This window comes from Rathayibacter sp. PhB127 (assembly GCF_003751665.1).
Taxonomy (GTDB): Bacteria; Actinomycetota; Actinomycetes; order Actinomycetales; family Microbacteriaceae; genus Rathayibacter; species Rathayibacter festucae.
Window position 1 is genome coordinate 594,795 of sequence record NZ_RKHW01000002.1, and the last position, 15,527, is coordinate 610,321.

Below are 15,527 nucleotides of genomic sequence, written 5' to 3' on the forward strand. Positions count from 1 at the left end.
CCTGAGGCTGCATTTATGGAGGTCACATGGCCAAGCGCGTTCTACAGCCGCGTCCGGTGGTCGACGACGCCCTCCGCGTCACCGGTCAGCTGATCCGCACCGGGCGCGGCGATCGCGGCTGGTCGGCGGGCGAACTCGCGGGCCGTGCCGGCGTCTCCGAGCGCACCGTCCTCGCGGCCGAATCCGGTGCGCCGGGCACGGCGTTCGCGACGGTGCTGGAGCTGCTCGTCCTCACGGGCAGCGCGCCGTTCGGGATCGAGGACCCGGTCGAGATGGCTCGCCTGCGGCGCCGCGGAGAGGAGCGGCTCGCCCTGCTCCCCTCGCGAGTCCGACGGGCCGCGGCGGTCGTCGATGACGACTTCTGACCGCGCCTACGTCTGGACCTGGCTTCCCGGCGCCGAGGTACCCGTCGTCGCCGGACTCGTGGAAGCGGACGGCACTGCCACACGCTTCGCCTACGCGCGAAGCTATCTGGAGCGGCCGGGGGCGATCGCCCTCGCGCCCGAGCTTCCTCTGACCCGCGGCGCCCAGCCGCCGAGAGACGGTCTGGTCATCGCCGGCGCACTCCGCGACGGCGCGCCGGACGGATGGGGCCGCGGCGTCATCCGCTACGGACTCGGTCTCGGCGAGGACGACGATCTCAACGAGATCGACTACCTGCTGCGCTCCGGCTCGGATCGCTTCGGCGCCCTCGACTTCCAGGAGTCGCCCACGGACTACGTCTCCCGATCCGACTCGGCGACGCTCGAGGAGCTGCGACGAGCCGCCGAGGCCCTGGAAGCCGGCGTGCGCTTGACCCCGGAGCTCGAGGCGGCGCTCGAGCACGGCACCTCCATCGGCGGCGCGCGGCCGAAGGCGACGCTCATCGGCGAGGACGGGCGTCGTTTCCTCGCGAAGTTCGCCTCCTCGACCGACCGGCTGTTCTCCTACGTCCGTGCGGAGGCGACCATGCTCGCACTCGCGGCGCGGGCGGGCATCGACGTGCCGAAGTGGGAGGTCGTCACCGCGGGCGGGAAGGACGTCCTCCTGCTCGAGAGGTTCGACCGGGGACCGGAAGGCACCCGTCGGCACGTGATCAGCGGACTGACCCTGGCGGGCGAGAGCGAGATGACGGCTCGCTACGTCTCCTACCCGGCGATCCTCGACGTCCTCCGGCAGTACGGCGACGCGACCGCCGGCGAGGAGCTGTTCCGCCGGATCGCCTTCAACATGGCCATCAGCAACAGCGACGACCACGCTCGCAATCACGCGGCGTTCTGGGACGGCGCCTCCCTCCGGCTGACACCCGCGTTCGACCTCACCCCCGGCCCGCGCTCGGGCGAGAGCGCCTCCCAGGCCATGGCGTTCGGCCGCCGGGGAGAGCGCCGCTCCTCCCTGCCGCTGCTGATCCAGCAGAGCGGGACCTACGGGTTGAGCACGAAGGAGGGACGCCGCATCACGGAGGACGTCGTCGCGGCCGTCCACGACGGCTGGCACGACGCCGTCACCGAGGCGGGACTCTCCGCTCGCGATCGCGATCGTCTCTGGGGCCGGCAGATCCTCAACCCCGCCCTGCACTACGACTGACGCCGGACCTGACGCGGTCGTGATCCTCCCGGCGGTGGCGAGGGCGTGTGCACGGTTCGCTGCATGCTGGTCGAGCAGCCCCGCAGGGGCGCATCGAGACCGCCGTGACCAGCGAGCCGGGTCTGCGGACTCACCCTGCTGACGTGGGTGGATCTCGATACGCCCGCTGCGCGGGCTGCTCGGTCAGCATGAGCACTGAGTGCCGCGGCAGCTGCATGCTGGTCGAGTAGCCCCGGAGGGGCGTATCGAGACCCACGCTCCAGAAAGACCGGGAGACGGAGGAAGCCCCGCCACCCGCCTCGTGGAGGCGCGTGCGGGGCTTCGGTCGCAGTGCTGTGGCGAGTGAGGGATTCGAACCCCCGAAGGCTACGCCGTCTGATTTACAGTCAGATCCCTTTGGCCGCTAGGGTAACTCGCCGTCGCGCACCCGACCGGGAGTCAAGCTCTCGACCGAAGGCGCTGGACAAGGATACCCACGCGCTCCCCGGATCGGAAATCGGCCTCAGCCCGCCGCCGCGGCGTAGCGCGACGCCGCCTCGGCGACCTTGCCCGCGTAGCTCGTCGCCGGGTTGTACGCGGCGATCGCGTCGCGCCAGCCGGACTGCGTGGTGAGGTCGCCGCCCGCCTGGCAGAGGTAGCGCGCCGCCGTCACCGCCTGCTGGTCGACGTTCTGCGGGTCCCAGCCGCTCGACGCCCAGCGCATCCAGGTGGCGGGGATGATCTGCAGCGGGCCCATCGCGCGGTCCGTCTCGGGATCGCCGTCGAGCGCGCCGCCGTCGTTGTCCTCGACGCGGTCGAACCGCGTGCCGTCCAGCGAGGGTCCGTAGATCGGCTCGGTGGGGCGCCCGTCCTCGCCGAGCTCGCCGCCGAAGATCGTGCCGTGCCGGCTCTCGACGTAACCGATACCGGCGAGCGTCGCCCAGTCGAGGCCGCAGCCGGGGTCGACGGAGGAGGTGAGCAGCGCCGCGCCGGCGTAGGCCGTGAGCGCGCGCACCGGGATGCCGCTGCCCTCGGCGGTGCCGGCCAGCCAGTCCCCGCTCGTGAGCTGTCGCACCGGAGTCGCCGCCGCCTCCTCGGGGTCCTCCAGCAGCGCAGGGTCGGCCGCGGCGGGAGCCGGGGCGGCGGGCGGCACCGTCACGAGTCCGTCCTCGTACTCCACCGCGGGGTCCGCGGGGCGGGTGCAGCCGACGAGCACGAGGCCGACGAGCGGCAGGATCAGCAGGACGGGGAGGCGGCGCACCGTCCCTTCGTACCAGGCGCGCCTCCGGATCGGCCCGGCGGAGGCACGAAAGCTAAGCTCGGAGGCATGGCAGATTCAACGTTCGACGTCGTCAGCAAGGTCGACAAGATGGAGGCGGACAACGCCCTCAACCAGGCCCACAAGGAGGTCGAGCAGCGCTACGACTTCAAGAACGTCGGCGCCTCGATCGCGTGGAGCGGCGAGAAGATCCTGATCAAGGCGAACACCGAGGAGCGGGCGAACGCCATCCTCGACGTCTTCCAGACCAAGCTGATCAAGCGCGGCATCAGCCTCAAGAGCCTCGACTCCGGTGAGCCCTTCGCCTCGGGCAAGGAGTACCGGATCGAGTCGACGCTCAAGGACGGCATCGACCAGGAGCAGGCGAAGAAGATCAACAAGCTGATCCGCGACGAGGCGCCCAAGTCGGTCAAGTCGCAGATCCAGGGCGACGAGCTCCGCGTCTCGTCCAAGAGCCGCGACGACCTCCAGGCGACGATGGCGCTGCTGCGCGGGGCCGACCTCGACCTCGACCTCCAGTTCGTCAACTTCCGCTGAGGGATGTCGCACTCCGAGAGCACGCAGACCCGCCGCGGCATCGACGCCCCCGACGCTCGGGGCCGCACCGGCCTCGACCGCGAGGGCTACGACCTGACCGGCAACCCCGACGTGGTCGTGAAGTCGGTGACCCTCCTCTCCAGCCACTGGTACGTCCTGCGCACCACCGAGTTCGAGTACCGGCACCGCGACGGCCGCTGGACCACCGAGCACCGCGAGACCTACGACCGCGGCAACGGCGCGGCCGTGCTGCTCTACGACCTCGAGGCGCGCTCCGTCGTGCTGGTGCGGCAGTTCCGCTACCCCACCTACGTCAACGGCAACCTCGACGGCATGCTGCTCGAGGTGCCGGCGGGCCTGCTCGACGAGGACGGTCCGGAGGAGGGCGCGCGCCGCGAGGCGTCCGAGGAGACCGGCCTCGAGGTCGGCCGGCTCGAGCACGTCTTCGACGCGTACATGAGCCCCGGCTCGATCACCGAGATGCTGCACTTCTACGCCGGCCCCTACCGCGCCGGCTCGAGCGACGGCGTCTACGCCGGGCTCGCGGACGAGGGCGAGGACACCGAGCTCGTCGAGCTGTCCTTCGACGAGGCCCTCGCACAGATCGGCGTCCAGATCATCGACGCGAAGACGATCATGCTGCTGCAGTGGGCGGCCCTGAGCGGCCCGTTCTCGCGCTGACGCCGGCAGCCCTCCCCTCGCGACGGCGGATCGCAATCCATGCTGATCGAGTAGCTCGCCGAGCGGGCGTATCGAGATCCACCGGCGCCAGAGGATGAGCCTTCAAGCCCGCCCTGCGGAGGACGGTAGGTCTCGATACGCCCCTGCGGGGCTACTCGACCAGCATGGATCTCCTGCTGACCGAGCAGCCCCGGAGAGAGGGCCGCCTCATGCTGATCGAGTAGCCCTCGAAGAGGGCGTATCGAGATCCACCGTCGTTCGGAGACCGGGTCTCGAGACGCAGCTGCGCGGCTGCTCGACCAGCAGAGGCCCTCCGAGGGCCGTCCGGTCAGGCCGTGTACGCCCGCAGCGCGTCGCCGGTGCGCGTCGGCGCGCCCGCGACGAGGTCGGCCGGCGTCCCCTCGAAGACGATCGACCCGCCGTCGTGCCCCGCGCCGGGGCCGACGTCGATGATCCAGTCCGCGTGCGCCATCAGCGCCTGGTGGTGCTCGATCACGATCACCGAGGAGCCGGAGTCGACGAGGCGGTCGAGCAGGCCGAGCAGGTTGTCGACGTCGGCCAGGTGCAGGCCGGTCGTCGGCTCGTCGAGGATGTAGACCGAGCCCTTCGAGGCCATGTTGATCGCGAGCTTCAACCGCTGCCGCTCGCCGCCGGACAGCGTGTTCAGCGGCTGCCCGAGGGTGAGGTAGCCGAGCCCCACGTCGACGAGGCGAGCCAGGATCGTGTGCGCCGGCCCGGATCCGAAGAACTCCGCCGCCTCGACGATCGGCATCGAGAGCACCTCGTGGATGTTCTTCCCGCGCAGCCGGTACTCGAGCACCTCCGCGGTGAACCGCTTGCCCTCGCACTCCTCGCAGATCGAGGAGACGGTCGCCGCCGGGCCGAGCTCCGTGAAGATCAGCCCCGCGCCCTTGCAGACCGGGCAGGCACCAGCGGAGTTGGCGCTGAAGAGCGCCGCCTTGACGCCGTTCTCCTTCGCGAAGGCGGTGCGGATCGCATCGAGCACGCCGGTGTAGGTGGCGGGGTTGCTGCGCCGCGAGCCGCGGATCGGCGACTGGTCGGCGACGATCACCCCCGGCCGCTTCGCCAGCGAGCCGTGGATCAGCGAGGACTTGCCCGACCCGGCGACGCCCGTGACGACCGTCAGCACGCCGAGCGGCACGTCGACGTCGACGCCGCGCAGGTTGTGCGTGGAGGCCCCGCGGATCTCGGCGACGCCCGTGCGTCGGCGCACTTCGCTCTTGAGCGGCACCCGGTGGTCGAGGTGCCGGCCGGTGAGGGTGTCGGATCCGCGCAGCGCCTCGACCGAGCCCTCGAAGCGGATCTCGCCGCCGTGCGAGCCGGCCCGCGGCCCGAGGTCGATGACGTGGTCGGCGACCGCGATGATCTCCGGCTTGTGCTCGACGACGAGCACGGTGTTGCCCTTGTCGCGGAGTCGGCGCAGCAGCTCGATCACCCGCGAGACGTCGTGCGGGTGCAGTCCCGCGGTCGGCTCGTCGAAGACGTAGGTGATGTCGGTGAGGCTCGACCCCAGGTGCCGCACCATCTTCACCCGCTGCGCCTCGCCGCCGGAGAGCGTCCCGGACTCGCGGTCGAGCGAGAGGTAGCCGAGCCCGACCTGAACCAGCGCGTCCAGCGTGCCCAGCAGCGCCTCGACGATCGGCGCGACGGAGGGATCGCGCACCCCGCGAAGCCACTCCGCGAGGTCGGTCGCCTGCATCGACGAGCACTCGGCGATGTTCCGGCCCGCGATCAGCGAGCCCAGCGCCGCGCGGGTGAGCCGCGCTCCCCCGCACTCCGGGCAGGGGCCGAAGGCGGCCACCCGCTCGGCGAAGGCCCGGATGTGCGCCTGAGCCGCCTCCTTCGCGAGGTAGAGCCGGGTCACCTTGACCACGAGGCCCTCGTAGGTCATGTTGATGCCGGCGATCGGCATCTTGACGGCCGGCTTGTACAGGAAGTCGTCGAGCTGCTGCGGAGTGAAGTCGGCGATCGGCACGTCGGCGGGATAGAGCCCGGATTCGGCGAGGCTCTTCCAGTACCAGCCGCCGACGACGAAGTTCGGGATCGCGTCGAGCGCACCGCCCTCGAGCGACTTCGAGCGGTCGAGCAGCGCGTCGAGGTCGATGTCGGAGACGCGGCCGGTGCCCTCGCAGCGCGGGCACATTCCCTCGGGCAGGTTGAACGAGAACGCCCCGCTGGTGCCGACGTGCGGATCGCCGATGCGGCTGAACAGGATGCGGAGCATCGTGTAGGCGTCGGTCGCGGTGCCGACGGTGGAGCGGCCGTTCGCGCCCATCCGCTCCTGGTCGACGACGATCGTCGCCGACAGCCCGTCGAGAGACTCGACGTCCGGCCGGGCCGGCGAGCCCATGAACTGCTGCAGGAACGCGGAGTAGGTCTCGTTGATCAGCCGCTGCGACTCGGCCGCGATCGTCCCGAAGACCAGCGACGACTTGCCGGAGCCCGAGACCCCCGTGAACACCGTGATCCGGCGCTTCGGGATGTCGACGTCGACCCCGCGGAGGTTGTTCTGCCGGGCGCCGCGCACCCGGATGACGTCGTGCGGGCTGCTGTCCGGACTCGTCGCGGGCAGGTCGGGCATCGTCATCGGGTCTCCGTCCGTCAGCGGTGCCCGAAGCCTAGAGGAGGCCTCCGACGTCCGGGAGTCGCCGAGGGCGACCGGACCGGAAGGGCCCCCTCAGCACCGCGGTCTGGTGCTCACTGGTCGTGGCCGGCCCACACGACGGTGCGCGTGCTCTGCTGCCAGGGCTTGTCCGTGGGCCAGCTGCGGAGGGTGATGGTCTGCGGGATCGGCAGCGGCCGGTCGAAGGTGACTCGGAAGCTGCCGGTCCCATCGGTGTCGACCGGGGACAGCGCGGGGTCCTCGCCCAGCCGGAGCTGGAGCTTCTGACCCGCGGGGACGACGCCCTCGATGCCGGTCGCGGTGAGGTGGAGGATGCGGATGGGTGAGTCCTCGACGCTCTCCGGGATCCGCGCGTGGGCGGTCGGTCCGCCGTCCAGGACGATGCGCTCGGCGATCGTGTGGTCCTTGAACGTGGCGACCAGGCGGGTGCTGCCGCCGGGGGCGTCGGGTCTCGCGGTGAGGGTGAAGTGCCCGTCCGTCGCGGTGACCGGGTCGGAGACGGGCAGTCCGTTCTTCGTCGCGTCGACGCTGTCTCGAGGCATGGTCTGCAGCTGCACGACGGCGCCGGCAGTGACGGTCCCGGTGACGGTACGGCCCTCGACGCGCAGGTCCGTGCCCCATTCGACGACAGGCTTGGGCTTGGGCTTTCCCGTCGTAGTGACCGTGACGGTCTTCCCGGTGCTCGCGAACCCGCCCGTGTCGGAGGTCGAGGAGTACAGCTCGTAGGTAGCGCTCGTCCCCGGCTCCTGGAGGCCCTTCTCGTTGCGGCAGACCCACAGCCCGACCGTGTTGACCTTCGTCGCCCCGCAGACGAGGGCGTGGGTGTTCGGGTTCCAGATCTGCACGAACGAGCCCGGCGTGCCCGTCCCGGTGAACGAGGTCACACCGTCGACGGTCGCTGAGGGCGCGGGCGCGGTGAAGCCCCAGTCCCGCTGCACCTTCGCCACGGTGGCGAGCACCTTCTCCTCCGTCACGATCGGCGTCGCGAAGGCGTTCTTCGACGGCGCCCACAACGGCAGCGCGTCGAGCGCGTGCCGGTACCGGCTCTGCATCGTCGTCCGGATCGAGCCCAGCGGAGTCGTGAACTCGTCCACGTGCACCGGCGTCGGGTTGGTCGTGGGCAGGGCGTCGAGGTCCACGTGGTGCTTGAACCCGTTGATCGACACGCCCCCGTTCTCGTTCATCGTGTCCGCCCACTTCTTGCGGAACTCGGTAAATACGGCGCCGTTGTTGTACACGTCCAGCAGAGCATCCAACCCCTGATCAAGACTCAACGCCCCCGCCTCAGCGATCCGAGCGAGCTCCTGATCCGTCGCCTCCCGGATCAGACGCTTCTGCTCCTGACCGCCAGAGGGTCCACCGCCCGTCGTCAGGTCGTCCCCCGCGCTCAACTGCTCCAGATCCACCTTCGTCTGCAGATAGTCGGCCCGATACCTGGCCTCCTCCATCCGGTCCGAGACCGCGTCCCGCATCGCGTCCGCCATCGCACCCGCCTGCTTCTCCAGCGACGGCAGCGCCCAGTCCTTGAACGCGATCGCCATCTGCTGCCCCGCATCCATCGCCCCCTCCACCGGCGACGTGCGCGACCAGATCGACGCCGCCGTGTAGAGGATCATGAACGGCGCCAACTCCGGCATCGCACTCGCCACCAACCCCACCATCGAGAAGATGAAGTCCGTCGAACTGCCACCCTGATTGAACGCGATCGTCGACGTGATGAACCCGATCACCGCCCCCGCCGAACCGAGCGTCGTCGCGATCCGCGACCCCAGCATCGGCGCGATCGTCGTCACGATGTCCGCCGTCGTGTTGGTGATCGACAGCGCACTCACATCCCCCTGCACCAACCCCAGAACATCCAGCCCGATCCCCGCCGCGCTCAACGAATCCGACCCCGCCAGGAACCGGAACGACGCCCGCTCCAACCCCGCCACGACCCTCGGATACCGCGCCCACACCCCCGACGCCAGACCCGGACCATGCACCTGCCGGATCGCATCCCCCACCGGATCCGCCAGCACCCGCCGCTGCACCGCCCGCGGACCCTCGAACGCCGACCCCACCTCCGCCGCCACCCGCGCCTTGAAGGCCGCCGCGTCCTCCTGGGACGGACGCCGGTGCACCGTGACCGCGCAGGTGAGGCACGACTCTCCCGAGTGCGCCCCGTGTCGGTCCTCGGACCCGCCGGGTGAAGCGGACCGGCTCGGCGCCCCCTCCGGCGCTGCGGGCGGAAGATCGGGCGGTTCCGGCGCCTCCCACGTCCCTCTCATCGGCACGACGTCGGTCCGACCCCGCAGATCGGGGGCCTCCCAGTCGGCGAAGCCGTGAGGGACGGTGACATCGAGCGTCGTCAGCAGCTCTCCCTTGAGCTCGAACATGCTGGCGTTGTATTCGGGGCGCGTCACGACGCCCCGCTCGCGCGCGAAGGTGAGCTCGGTCGGCGGGTGCAGGGCCATGCTCAGCCGGGCCGCCGCGGCGCGGCGCCAGGCCTCCCGCTGCGCCGCCGGAGTGCCGGCGGCGAGAGACCTGTCCGTCGCATGCCTCTGAGCCCGCAGGAACCACGGATCCACGCCGATCGAGGGGAACTCCTCCTTCGTGAACACCGGCGCTTCACCCTTCGGGCCGGGCGACGTGAGCACCGCCCTCGCCCTCGTCAACCCGCCCGGACCCCCGTGGGCGAACACCTCCGTCAGGTTCTCCTGGATCTCGGCGTCACCATCCGCGGGACCGGTCAGCGGCCACCTCGTCCACTCGGGCGTGAGGACCCAGATTCCGCCCGTCGGCTCGGCTCCCGCCGCCGCTGCCACCGCGTGCATGAGCTCGTGGTGCACGGCCGTCTCGGTGCTCAGAATCCGTCCCTCCCCCGAGGCGGGGTCGAACCACATCGACCGTGCCGAGTCCCCCTCCTCCCAGAAGTCCGGGCTCAGGCTGATCATGCTGCCCACTCCCGCGAGGTCGGGGTCGAAGGTCGTCGCCGTCGTCCCGTCGAGCCCGCTGTGGGCGCGTCCTGCGAACACGATCTGCACGTCCGACGTCACCCGCGCTGATCCGTCCGGCCCGGAGACGGTCCAGACGGACGTCGCGTCGGGGCCGACGAGATGCGGGATCGCCTTCAGCTCGAGGGCGCCCGTCGGGGTCGCTCGGATGCGATCGAGGACGTCCGAGACCCGATCGACCAGCGTCTGGAAGCGGTCCTCCGACAGCACCGCTCCGTCCGGGTCCAGTCCGTTCTCCCGTGTCCGCGCGGACGGGATCATGTCCGTGACGCCGATGCCCGGCGCCACGCGGACGACGCGATACGGAAGGTCCGACAGGGGATGCTTCAGGGTCAGCCCGTCCGCGCCCGGACTGCGGACGTCCACGCGGTGCGTCGGCGTGCTCGCGCCGGGCGGAGGAGGCTGAGTCATCGCCTGCGCCGGCGGTGCCAGCAGCGCGGCCAGCAGTGTCAGGACGACGACCACGGCTGCCGTCCTCGCTCGCGTCGTCCGACCGTCGACCCCTGCTCGTGCGCTCATCCCAGGGACGGTAGCGATCCCGGGGAGTCCACCACCGGCGTTGGCGCGAGACGAACGCTCCCGTGTCCAGCGACGCGGAAGCGGCCCGGTCGGCGCGACCTGCTGCCGGTCGCGCGGTGCACGCCCGGCTAGTGCACGCGGACGTCCGGCACGGCGGACGGCTGCTGTGGGTCCCCGGTCCAGACGACAGTGCGGGTGCTCTGCTGCCAGGGCTTGTCGGCGGGCCAGGTGCGGAGGGTGATGGTCTGGGGGTTCGGCAGCGGTCGGTCGAAGGTGAGGCGGAAGCTGCCGGTGCCGTCGGTCTCGATCGTGGGCCGGGCGGGGTCCTCGCCGAGGCGGAGCTGGAGCTTCTGACCGGCGGGGACTGCGCCCTCGATGCCGGTCGCGGTGAGGTGGAGGATGCGGAGGGGCGAGTCCTCGACGCTCTCCGGGATCCGGGCCGGGACGGTCGGTCCGCCGTCCAGGACGATGCGCTCGGCGATGGTGTGGTCCTTGAACGACGCGACCAGGCGGGTGCTGCCGCCGGGCGCGTCGGGTCTCGCGGTGAGGGTGAAGTGCCCGTCCGCCGCGGTGACCGGATCGGAGACGGGCAGACCGTTCCTGTCGGCGTCGATGCTGTCCTGGGGCATGGTCTGCAGCTGCACGACCGCGCCCGCGGTGACGGTGCCGATCACGGTGCGGCCCTCGACGCGGAGGTCGGGTCCCCACTCCACGACGGGCTCGGGCTTGGGCTTGCCCGTGGTGGTGACCGTGACGGTCTTGCCGGTGCTCGCGAATCCGCCCGTGTCGGAGGTCGAGGAGTGCAGCTCGTACGTCGAGTTGATGCCCGGCTCCTGGAAGCCCTTCTCGTTGCGGCAGACCCAGAGGCCGACGGTGTTGACCTTCGTCGCCCCGCAGACCAGGGCGTGCGTGATCGGGTTCCAGATCTGCACGAACGAGCCCGGGGTTCCCGTCCCGGTGAACGAAGTCACGCCGTCTGCCGGCGCGCTCGCTGAGGGTGCGGTGAAGCCCCAGTCGCGCTGCACCTTCTCGACCGTGGAGAGCACCTTCTCCTCGGTCACCATCGGCGTCGCGAACGCGTTCTTCGACGGCGCCCACAACGGCAGGCCATCGAGTGCGTGCCGGTAGCGGCTCTGCATCGTCGTCCGGATCGAGCCCAGCGGAGTCGTGAACTCGTCCACGTGCACCGGCGTCGGATTGGTCGTGGGCAGCGCGTCGAGGTCCACGTGGTGCTTGAAGCCGTTGATCGACACGCCACCGTTCTCGTTCATCGTGTCCGCCCACTTCTTGCGGAACTCGGTGAACACGGCACCGTTGTTGTACACGTCCAGCAGAGCATCCAACCCCTGATCAAGACTGAGCACCCCCGCCTCAGCGATCCGGGCGAGCTCCTGATCCGTCGCCACCCGGATCAGCCGCTTCTGCTCCTGACCGCCAGAGGGTCCACCACCCGTCGTCAGGTCATCCCCCGCGCTCAACTGCTCCAGATCCACCTTCGTCTGGAGGTAGTCGGCGCGGTAGCGGGCCTCGTCCATCCGGTCCGAGACCGCATCGCGCATCGCATCGGCCATCGCGCCCGCCTGCTTCTCCAGCGACGGCAGCGCCCAGTCCTTGAACGCCACCGCCATCTGCTGACCCGCATCCATCGCGCCCTCCACGGGCGAGGTGCGCGACCAGATCGACGCCGCCGTGTACAGGATCATGAACGGCGCCAGCTCCGGCATCGCAGCCGTGAGCATCCCCGCCATCGAGAAGATGTAATCCGTCTCACTGCCACCCTGACTGAACGCGATCGTCGACGTGATGAACCCGACCACCGCCCCCGCACCACCGACCGTCGTCGCGATCCGCGACCCCAGCATCGGCGCGATCGTCGTCACGATGTCCGCCGTCGTGTTCGTGATCGACAACGCACTCACATCCCCCTGCACCAACCCCAGAACATCCAGCCCGATCCCCGCCGCGCTCAACGAGTCCGACCCCGCCAAGAACCGGAACGACGCCCGCTCCAACCCCGACACGACCCTCGGATACCGCGCCCACACCCCCGACGCCAACCCCGGACCATGCACCTGCCGGATCGCATCCCCCACCGGATCCGCCAGCACCCGCCGCTGCACCGCCCGCGGACCCTCGAACGCCGACCCCACCTCCGCCGCCACCCGCGCCTTGAAGGCCGCCGCCTCCTCCGCCGACAACCCGCGACCCACCGCGCCCCCGCACGACGAGCACCTGACACGCGGCGCGGACTCCGGGTCGCCCCCTGCCCGGTCGGGAGTGGTGGACCGACTCGATCCCCCGTCCGACGAGCCGGACTCCGACAGCCGGTCCGTCTCGTCCGAGGAGTCGGACGTGTGGCCCGAGGAGTCGGACTCGTCGCCCGAGGAGGACTCGGACGACCCATCGGGCTCCGTCGCCCGACTCGGGGCGACCTGAGGGGGGAGGACCAGGATCGGCCTCTCCCACGTCCCTCGCGACGGGACGACGTCGGCCCGCTGACGCAGGTCCGCAGCCTTCCACGGCTCCTGGCCGCCGGTGACCGAGATGCGGATCAGGGTACTGGCCAAGTCGCCCACGACGAATCCGCTGGGGTGGTACTCGGCCCGCCCCGGCAGCCCGCTCTCCCGAACGAAGGTGGTCTCCCTCGGCGGGTTCATCGCCATGCTCAGCCGGGCGGCAGCGGCTCGCAGCCATCCCTCCCGCTCGGACGCGGGAGTGTCCGCGGCGGCGTACCTGTCCATCGCCCGTCCGTGCGCCCGCAGGAACCACGGATCGATCGAGATGGACGGGAACTCCTCCGGCGTGAACTGCGGTGGCGCGCCGTTCGGCCCCGGCGACAGCAGCATCGACCGGGCCGCCGTCAGCCCGCGCGGTCCTCCGTGAGTGAAGATCTCGTCGAGCTCGACGCCGATCTCGACCGACGCGTCCGGATCACCCGCGATCGGCCAGGTGCTCCAGGCAGGGGTCGGGACCTGCACGCGCCCTCTCGCGGGTATCGCCTCACCGAGGTCGGCGATCGCGTGCATCAGCTCGTGCTCGACCGTCTGCTCGGGCGTCAGCATGCGCGCGTCATCGGTGGACGGATCGATGTAGGCCCGACCGGTGGCGTCCTCGTCGTACCAGGTCGCCCTGCCCAGGGTGATCAGGCTCCCGCCGCCCTCGACGTCACGGCCGAGAGGCACTTGGCGGTTGTCTGCCTCGTCCGCACTGGCCCCCTCGGCGAACACGATCTGCACCCTCGAGGGAGGCGACTCGCCCTCCGCCTGCGGTACGGTCCAGACGCTCTTCGCCGTCGGTGCGAGCAGATGCGGGATCGCCTTGAGAGCGGCGTCCCCCGTCGGGGTCCTCCGGATCTGCTCGACGATGCCCGAGATCCGGTCCGCGAACAGCTGGAACCTGTCCTCCGAGAGGACCGTCCCGTCCGGATGCAGATCGAAGGCCTCCTCGGGCGACACCCTGTCGGTCACCCCGATCCCGGGGGCGACCTCGACGACCCGGTAGAGGCTGTCCGATCGCGGCTGGCGCTGCGTGAGACCGGCCGCGCCGGGGTCGCTGACGTCCACCCGGTGCGCAGGACCCGGAACCGCGGGCGCGGCGTGCCCGGCGTCGGGCGGAGGCAGCGGCGCCGCCTCGGCGACCGGCACTGCCAGGCCGGTCAGGAGCGTCATCGCGACCAGGGCCGCCGCCCTCACTCGCAGGAATCGACGGGTGCTGCCCGGGCGCGACCTGGTTCTCATCCCAGGCACGGTAGGGGTTCCTGAGAAACGGCCGCACGCCTGCGTCACAGCCTGGCGCGGGGCACCTTCCCGCCTGAGCGCCGGCCGGCTCCCGGCTGCCGGCCGAGAACCGAGACCGACGTCCGCCGTCCCGCCGACGCCGCCGTCCCACGGCATCGGGGACGAACGGCGTCGGCGCGCGGCGTCAGCTCGAGACGGTCTCGCCGCGCGAGATCGAGATCATGTCCTCGCGCGGAACGACCTTGACGCGGACACGGCCCTGGGGAGCACCGAGCGCCTGCTCGTGCTCGTCGAGGCGGTGCCAGCCGTCGAGGTCGGTGTAGGCGACGCCGCGCTCCTCGAGCAGGGCGACGACCGCCGACTCCTCGGGGTGGGCCGGGGTCCACCAGGACGCCTGGTCGTTGAGCACGTGCCCGACGGTCTCCATCGCGTCCGACTTGGTGTGGCCGATGAGACCGACCGGTCCGCGCTTGATCCAGCCGGTGGCGTACACGCCGTGCACGGGCTCGTCGTTGTCGTCGAGGACCTGGCCCTCGCGGTTCGGGATGACGCCGCGCATCTCGTCGAACGGCAGTCCGTCCAGCGGGGAGCCGAAGTAGCCGACGGCGCGGTAGACGGCCTGGACCGCGATCTCGCGGATCTCGCCGGTGCCGCGGGTGCCGCCCTCGCCGTCGGGCTCGGTGCGCTCGTAGCGGATGGCCGAGACGCGGCCGGTGCCGTCGTCGACGAGCTCGAGCGGCTTGGCCCAGAAGTGCAGGTGCAGGCGGCGCGAGGCCGAGCCGACCTCGCGGGTGCGCCACTGGTTCAGCACCCGGTTGATCACCATGACCTGCTTGTTCGTCTCGATGGCGGCCTGCGAGGCGGCGTCGAGCACGAAGTCCTCGTCGGCGACGATCATGTCGACGTCGCGCAGCTCGCCGAGCTCGCGCAGCTCGAGCGGGGTGAACTTCACCTGCGCCGGTCCGCGGCGGCCGAAGACGTGCACGTCGGTGACGGGCGAGGCGGCCAGCGCGTCGTAGACGTTCGGCGGCACCTCCGTGGGCAGCAGGTCCTCGGCGTGCTTCGCGAGCATCCGCGAGACGTCGAGCGCGACGTTGCCGTTGCCGATCACGGCGACGGAGGAGGCCTCGAGCGGCCAGGTGCGCGGCACGTCGGGGTGGCCGTCGAACCAGCTGACGAAGTCAGCGGCGCCGTAGGAGCCCTCCAGCTCGACCCCGGGGACGTCGAGCGGGGCGTCGCGGATCGCTCCGGTCGAGAAGATCACGGCGTTGTAGTGCCGCTTGAGGTCCTCGAGCGTGATGTCGGTGCCGAAGTGCACGTTGCCGAAGATGCGGATGTCGCCGCGGTCGAGCACCTCGCGGAGCGCCGTGATGATGCCCTTGATCCGCGGGTGGTCGGGCGCGACGCCGTAGCGGACGAGTCCGTAGGGCGCCGGCAGGTGCTCGAACAGATCGATCGAGACGTCGTACTTCTTCTCGGCCTTGATCATGAGGTCGGCGGCGTAGATGCCCGCGGGACCCGCGCCGACGATGGCCAGCCTGAGCTTGGTCATTGCATTCCTCCTGCCGGGGCGCCGAGGCGCGTCTCCG

The 15,527-nt window shown here is 70.9% G+C and carries 9 protein-coding genes and 1 tRNA gene; 4 read left to right on the plus strand and 6 right to left on the minus strand.

What is annotated here, in order from left to right:
* Window positions 1-26: 26 nt before the first annotated feature.
* Both EDF22_RS13140 and EDF22_RS13145 read left to right on the plus strand, forming a co-directional pair.
* A complete protein-coding gene (locus EDF22_RS13140; RefSeq protein ID WP_123705330.1) occupies window positions 27-365 on the plus strand; it encodes a transcriptional regulator in 339 nt (112 codons plus the stop codon).
* On the plus strand, window positions 352-1,566 hold the full coding sequence (locus tag EDF22_RS13145) for a type II toxin-antitoxin system HipA family toxin (protein WP_123705331.1): 1,215 nt from the start codon (window positions 352-354) through the stop codon (window positions 1,564-1,566). The genes EDF22_RS13140 and EDF22_RS13145 overlap by 14 nt, the downstream gene beginning before the upstream one ends.
* A gap of 336 nt (window positions 1,567-1,902) precedes the next feature.
* On the opposite strand, the gene EDF22_RS13150 is transcribed toward EDF22_RS13145, so the two are convergent.
* A tRNA-Tyr gene (locus EDF22_RS13150) sits at window positions 1,903-1,984 on the minus strand.
* Between the two features lie 84 nt (window positions 1,985-2,068).
* Window positions 2,069-2,806 (minus strand): hypothetical protein, encoded by a 738-nt coding sequence (locus tag EDF22_RS13155; protein WP_123705332.1) that lies wholly within the window; start codon window positions 2,804-2,806, stop codon window positions 2,069-2,071.
* A gap of 66 nt (window positions 2,807-2,872) precedes the next feature.
* Here EDF22_RS13155 and EDF22_RS13160 point away from each other — a divergent pair, with 66 nt between their 5' ends.
* Together EDF22_RS13160 and EDF22_RS13165 are read left to right on the plus strand one after the other, a co-directional pair.
* Window positions 2,873-3,361: a YajQ family cyclic di-GMP-binding protein gene (locus EDF22_RS13160; RefSeq protein ID WP_123447856.1), complete on the plus strand. Its 489-nt coding sequence runs from the start codon at window positions 2,873-2,875 to the stop codon at window positions 3,359-3,361.
* A 3-nt stretch (window positions 3,362-3,364) separates the two neighbouring features.
* Entirely contained in the window at window positions 3,365-4,042 is a 678-nt protein-coding gene (locus EDF22_RS13165) for an NUDIX domain-containing protein (protein ID WP_123705333.1), read from the plus strand.
* Between the two features lie 328 nt (window positions 4,043-4,370).
* Here the strand turns inward: EDF22_RS13165 and EDF22_RS13170 are convergent, their stop codons facing one another.
* The 4 genes from EDF22_RS13170 to EDF22_RS13185 all read right to left on the minus strand — a co-directional run bounded on the left by EDF22_RS13170 (window position 4,371) and on the right by EDF22_RS13185 (window position 15,490).
* The gene (locus EDF22_RS13170; RefSeq protein ID WP_185038950.1) at window positions 4,371-6,644 is read right to left on the minus strand and encodes an excinuclease ABC subunit UvrA; all 2,274 of its coding nucleotides are present in this window, start codon (window positions 6,642-6,644) and stop codon (window positions 4,371-4,373) included.
* A gap of 116 nt (window positions 6,645-6,760) precedes the next feature.
* A complete protein-coding gene (locus EDF22_RS13175) occupies window positions 6,761-10,201 on the minus strand; it encodes a hypothetical protein (RefSeq protein WP_148059188.1) in 3,441 nt (1,146 codons plus the stop codon).
* Between the two features lie 128 nt (window positions 10,202-10,329).
* Entirely contained in the window at window positions 10,330-13,938 is a 3,609-nt protein-coding gene (locus tag EDF22_RS13180) for a hypothetical protein (RefSeq protein ID WP_148059189.1), read from the minus strand.
* A 184-nt stretch (window positions 13,939-14,122) separates the two neighbouring features.
* On the minus strand, window positions 14,123-15,490 hold the full coding sequence (locus EDF22_RS13185) for an FAD-dependent oxidoreductase (protein ID WP_123705336.1): 1,368 nt from the start codon (window positions 15,488-15,490) through the stop codon (window positions 14,123-14,125).
* Window positions 15,491-15,527 lie beyond the last annotated feature (37 nt).

Bases quoted from the DNA above. Each gene is read 5' to 3' on its own strand.
- EDF22_RS13140 (WP_123705330.1), top strand. From the start codon at position 27: ATGGCCAAGCGCGTTCTACAGCCGCGTCCGGTGGTCGACGACGCCCTC.
- EDF22_RS13145 (WP_123705331.1), top strand. From the start codon at position 352: ATGACGACTTCTGACCGCGCCTACGTCTGGACCTGGCTTCCCGGCGCC.
- EDF22_RS13160 (WP_123447856.1), top strand. From the start codon at position 2,873: ATGGCAGATTCAACGTTCGACGTCGTCAGCAAGGTCGACAAGATGGAG.
- EDF22_RS13165 (WP_123705333.1), top strand. From the start codon at position 3,365: ATGTCGCACTCCGAGAGCACGCAGACCCGCCGCGGCATCGACGCCCCC.
- EDF22_RS13170 (WP_185038950.1), bottom strand. From the start codon at position 6,644: ATGCCCGACCTGCCCGCGACGAGTCCGGACAGCAGCCCGCACGACGTC.
- EDF22_RS13175 (WP_148059188.1), bottom strand. From the start codon at position 10,201: ATGAGCGCACGAGCAGGGGTCGACGGTCGGACGACGCGAGCGAGGACG.
- EDF22_RS13180 (WP_148059189.1), bottom strand. From the start codon at position 13,938: ATGAGAACCAGGTCGCGCCCGGGCAGCACCCGTCGATTCCTGCGAGTG.
- EDF22_RS13185 (WP_123705336.1), bottom strand. From the start codon at position 15,490: ATGACCAAGCTCAGGCTGGCCATCGTCGGCGCGGGTCCCGCGGGCATC.